The 4597-nt window shown below is 58.1% G+C and carries 3 protein-coding genes; all 3 read right to left on the bottom strand.

What is annotated here, in order from left to right:
* The coding region (locus H0V78_10310; protein MBA2352147.1) for a secretin N-terminal domain-containing protein at positions 1-1288 on the bottom strand (1288 nt) is incomplete at its 3' end.
* Positions 1289-1450: 162 nt separating this feature from the next.
* Entirely contained in the window at positions 1451-2881 is a 1431-nt protein-coding gene (locus H0V78_10305; GenBank protein ID MBA2352146.1) for an AAA family ATPase, read from the bottom strand.
* A 41-nt stretch (positions 2882-2922) separates the two neighbouring features.
* Positions 2923-4365 carry a sigma-54-dependent Fis family transcriptional regulator gene (locus H0V78_10300; protein MBA2352145.1) on the bottom strand — a complete coding sequence of 481 codons (1443 nt, stop codon included), beginning with the start codon at positions 4363-4365 and terminating at the stop codon, positions 2923-2925.
* Between the last annotated feature and the right edge of the window lie 232 nt (positions 4366-4597).

The raw sequence follows: 4597 nt of genomic DNA, 5'->3' as shown, positions 1-4597 counted from the left end.
GGACGGTATTGATCGTCGTGTTGAAAGTCGTCGTCGCCGTCGTCTGGTTGGTGACGGTCTCCGCCTGCACGTTGAAAAATACGCGGTTATCAACAACTTTCAACAAAGCCGTCTGGTTGTTTAACGCCATCAGCTTTGGGCTCGACAACACGCGCGCATTGCCGAATTGCTCAAGCAATCTGACCGCGGCCGCGATATTGCCAATTGCTGAAGTCGGATTGATGTAGCCGATGGCGAGATTCGGCGGGCTCAGCAGGGTGCCCTGAGTGAGTGACTGCGTCACATTCAGACCGCCGTTGATGGCCAGCCGGCTGAAATCCACGCCCGCCTGATAAGTGTCTGAAAGGCGCACTTCGACGATCGTTGCCTCGATTAGTACCTGGCGCTGGACCGATGCGGTCACACTATCCAGATATTGCTGGACCAAAGCCTGCTGGCGCCCTGTTGCCAGGATGCTGACGGTGCCGGCAACGGGGTTGATGACGATATCGTCTTTCGGATCGCCGGGGACCGGCAACGGCGTGGGGAACGCGGTACTGATCAGGTTCGCAGCGGAAGCGCCTGCGCCGCTTACTGCCGTGGCTTGCTGCAGACGTTCGGCCTGCGCGGCCTTGATCTGATCGAGGCGAGCGATTCTTTCTTCAGAGGAGAGCTTTTGTGCTTGCGTCGAAGCCAGGATATTGCGGACGTTCTGCGCCAGCACGTCCCAGAAATCATTGCTCGATTTGCTCGTGACTGTCGTGTTCGATGCGTTACCGGTGCCGCCAGCAACCGGACTGCCTTGCGCGCCAGCAGTCTGCGTGCCGCTGCCGCTGGTGCTCGAAATCTGGGTTGCAACGCTAGACGTCGACGTCGTCGCGCGTGACAGATTCACATAGTTCACGCGATAGGTTTTCATGAACGGCGTGTCTTGCTCGACGATCAGCGTATTGCCTTCCTGGTGATATCGCATATCGACCTGGCGCGCGATGCGGTCGAGGATCGCCGGCAGCGTTTCGTTGACCGCATTCAGCGTAACTTTGCCCGTGATTCCGGGGTGAATATCGATGTTCTGCTTGCTATCGCGAGCGAGGGCAAACAGCAATTCCTTGACTGGCACGTCGTTGACGACGACGCTGTAGGTCGGCTGCTTGACGGCTGGCTTGGGGGGCGGGACATAAGCGCCACGGGCGACCGGGGGAGGCGCAACGTCGGGCTTCGGGGCGACCGTTTCCTTGTCGATATGCCCCTTGGAAACCGGTATTTCGGGACGATAACTTGCGCAGCCGGCGAGCAGAGCCAGCGACAAACTGACAAAAAACGGAAGGAAATGCCGATAAGCGCTTGAAAAGCTGCACGAGCTTTCTGTTCTCTTATTCGGCTCGCTGCGCCGACGATTCGCCGTACATCTTGCACCCATGTTCGACTTCCCTTTTCTTGCACTTCGATGAAAACGGCACCAAGGCCGCCTTCAAGGAAGTTGATGGAAGCCGATCTCAGCGCGTATCCCTTGTACCGTCCGCAACAGCGGCCGATACGCCGTCAGGTGCGACGGGAGTTCGGCAAGTGCCCCGTTCGCTTCAGCGCGGCTTGCAAAGCCGCCGTACAACACCGTTAGGGACGGATTCTGCCTGGCCCGCGTGCGGTACACATAAATATCTTCTAATTCAACGTAATAACTGATTTCCGCAAGGTATCTTTCCAGGCTAGCCTCGTTTTCAGTTCCCAATAGCTGAATACTGAAAGTCGAGCCGCTTTGATTCTTTAGCCACTCCTGCGTCTTTGCGAGACGACCTATTAGCAAGTCTTCGGCCAGGCCTCCAGCGGAAACGACATCAGCCGGCGGCGCCGTCTCTACGGGCGCTACGGGATGTTCGCGCGTCGCGAGGTCGGGATTTAGCCCGGCGAGAGGAGGCGGCGCCGCTACCCTAGATGCCTGATCGGTCAAAGGGCTCCTCACCGATGGCTCGCGAGCGATATCTGCCGAGGGACGGGTTTCACGATCGAGAAACGTGAACAGAGCGGCGCCGAGTCCGGCGGCCGCGACCAGCAGCGCCGACGCGATCGCCCACTTAGCGGAAATACGATGCGGAACTGCGAATTCGCTGTCGCGCACGCCGGCCTTTGCATGTTTGAGCGTGATCGTGTGCGTGTTTTCGGCGAATGCCGCAAGCAAGGTTTTATCCGCCGCCAGATTGACGCGGCGGGTTACGCCAGAAGTTGCGTTGGCGAGGAAGTTGGCGACTTTGGGATTGAACAGATCGGGCCCGCGATAACCGGCAGCGCGCAAGCGAAAACGCAGATATTCGCCGACGTCGCGCGTGCTGAACGGCGACAGCGAAAAACTGTGCGAGATACGTTCACGGAGCTGGCGTATGTTGGGCGCGCGCAGATTTTCGTCGAGCTCGGGCTGACCGAACAGCACGATCTGCAGCAGCTTGTGATCCGGGGTTTCGAGATTGGATAGCAGGCGGATTTCTTCGAGCGTCGCTAGCGCCATGCTTTGCGATTCTTCGACGAACACGACGACTTGTTTGCCGGCCGCATGGCGATCCAGCAGGTACTCGTGCAGCGCGTGCATGACCTCGAGCCGTCCTGCGTCACGCGGAATTTTGAGCTGCAGTTCGAAAGCGACCGCGTGCAGAATCTCGTCCGCGGAAACGTTTGGATTCGCCAGATAGACGGTTTCGACATGCTCCGGCAAGCGCGTCTGCAGCATACGGCACAACATGGTTTTGCCGCTGCCGACCTCTCCGGTTACCTTGACGATGCCTTCGCCTTGCTCGATTGCGTAAATCAGCGCGTCGAGCACCGCGCCGCGGCTGCCTCCGCTGTAGAAGAAGCCGGTGTTGGGCGTGATTCGAAAAGGCGGCTCGGAAAGGCCAAAATGATCGTAATACATTGCCTTAAATCGGCAACCGCAAAGACACCGAATCCGCCAGGCTAGCTCGTGCCGGTATCTGGTGTTGTGTAATTCTGCATGCGGCTGTACAGCGTGGTGCGATGGATACCGAGCAGCTTGGCCGCCTGGCTCAGGTTGCCGTGGGTAATCATGAGCGCGGCCTCGACGTAGCCTTTTTCCCACTGCTGCAGGGTGAAGTCGAGATCGAAATTCTTTTGTAATTGCAGATGTTTTTTCGCGCTTTCCAGCAGCGTTTTGAAATCCTGGGCCATCGGTACGCCGCCGAGATTCGGATCGCTGCTTTCCATTTCCAGCTCCGGCTGCAACTGCTCGACGTTGATATTTTGTCCGGCGTACTTGGTCGTCAGGCGAATGACGATGTTGCGCAACTCGCGAACGTTGCCGGGGAAGCCATAGCTGAGCCAGATATCCATGGCTCTCTTGTCGAGTTCGAACGGTTTGGCTTTGCTTTGCTTCGCGTAAAAGTCGCGAAAGTGATCGAGCAGCATGCGTTTGTCATCGCCGAGTTCGCGCAAACTCGGCATCGCGACGCTGAAAACGCTGAGGCGATGGTATAGATCGGCGCGGAAGCGGCCGTTGCGGATTTCATGGCGCAGATCGCGGTTGGTGGCGGCGACGACGCGCGCATTGCTCACGCGGCTTTGCGTTTCGCCGACGCGCTGGAACTCGCCGTTTTCAAGCACGCGCAACAGCTTGGCCTGCAACTCCAGCGGCAATTCGCCGATTTCGTCCAGAAACAGCGTGCTGTCGCGCGCGTCTTCAAAATAACCGGAACGCGCGCTGGTGGCGCCGGTGAACGAGCCTTTGGCGTAGCCGAACAGCGTGGGCTCTACCAGATTCGGCGAAATCGCCGCGCAGTTCAACGCCAGAAACGGCTTGCTTGCGCGATTACTCTGCCGATGCAATGAGGCGGCGACCAACTCCTTGCCGCTGCCCGATTCGCCTTCGATCAAGACCGGAAACGGCGCGTTAGCGTACTGAAGGATTTGCTGGCGTAGTTTTTCCACCGGCAGGCTGGTGCCAATGATGCCGCGTTCCGCCGGGGCGACCTTTTCGGCCTGGCTTATCTGCAGCGACTTTAACAACAGCGATTTCAACTCGGCCGTATCGCACGGCTTGGCGATGAATTCGATTGCGCCCAGAGTGCGCGCGTGGCGCGCGTTGGCGTCGTCGTTTTGCCCGGACAGCACCAGTATTTTGATTCCGGGCGAATGGGCGAGAAGTTCGCTGATCAAGCGGAAACCCTCATCAGGCCGATGCGGATTTGGCGGCAGACCAAGATCGACCAGCGCCAGTTGCGGCGCCTTATCGAGTTGGCGCAACAGGATTTTGACCTGTTCGCGCGAATCTGCGACGTAGACTTCGAAATCCTTGCTGAGTACAAAATTCAGCGTATCGGTAATCAGCGGATCGTCATCGACGATGAGCAGATCGGGTTTGGCGTTGGCTTTCGTTTCCAAGATATCTCCGAAAATCCGATTGAAGCCGATCGACCGGTAATTGTGCCAGAACGCCGGAGGGCATCATAGTGCCGCACTCCTGGCGTTGGCCAAGCGATCCGGGTTGTTTAGCAGGCTGTTGAAATTCGCTCGCGAGTAAACGCGCATGGCCAGGCAGTCGTTGTGGATATCGTGTTCATGATCGAAGCAAGGTGAAGACGATGCGTGGATCGGATGGGATGCAGGAGGCGCTGTT

The sequence above is a fragment of the Burkholderiales bacterium genome, from assembly GCA_013695435.1.
GTDB lineage: Bacteria > Pseudomonadota > Gammaproteobacteria > Burkholderiales > JACMKV01 > JACMKV01.
This window is presented reverse-complemented; position numbering and strand designations above follow the sequence as displayed.

Coding starts and splice junctions, on each gene's coding strand:
- H0V78_10305 (MBA2352146.1), bottom strand. CDS start 2,881: ATGTATTACGATCATTTTGGCCTTTCCGAGCCGCCTTTTCGAATCACG.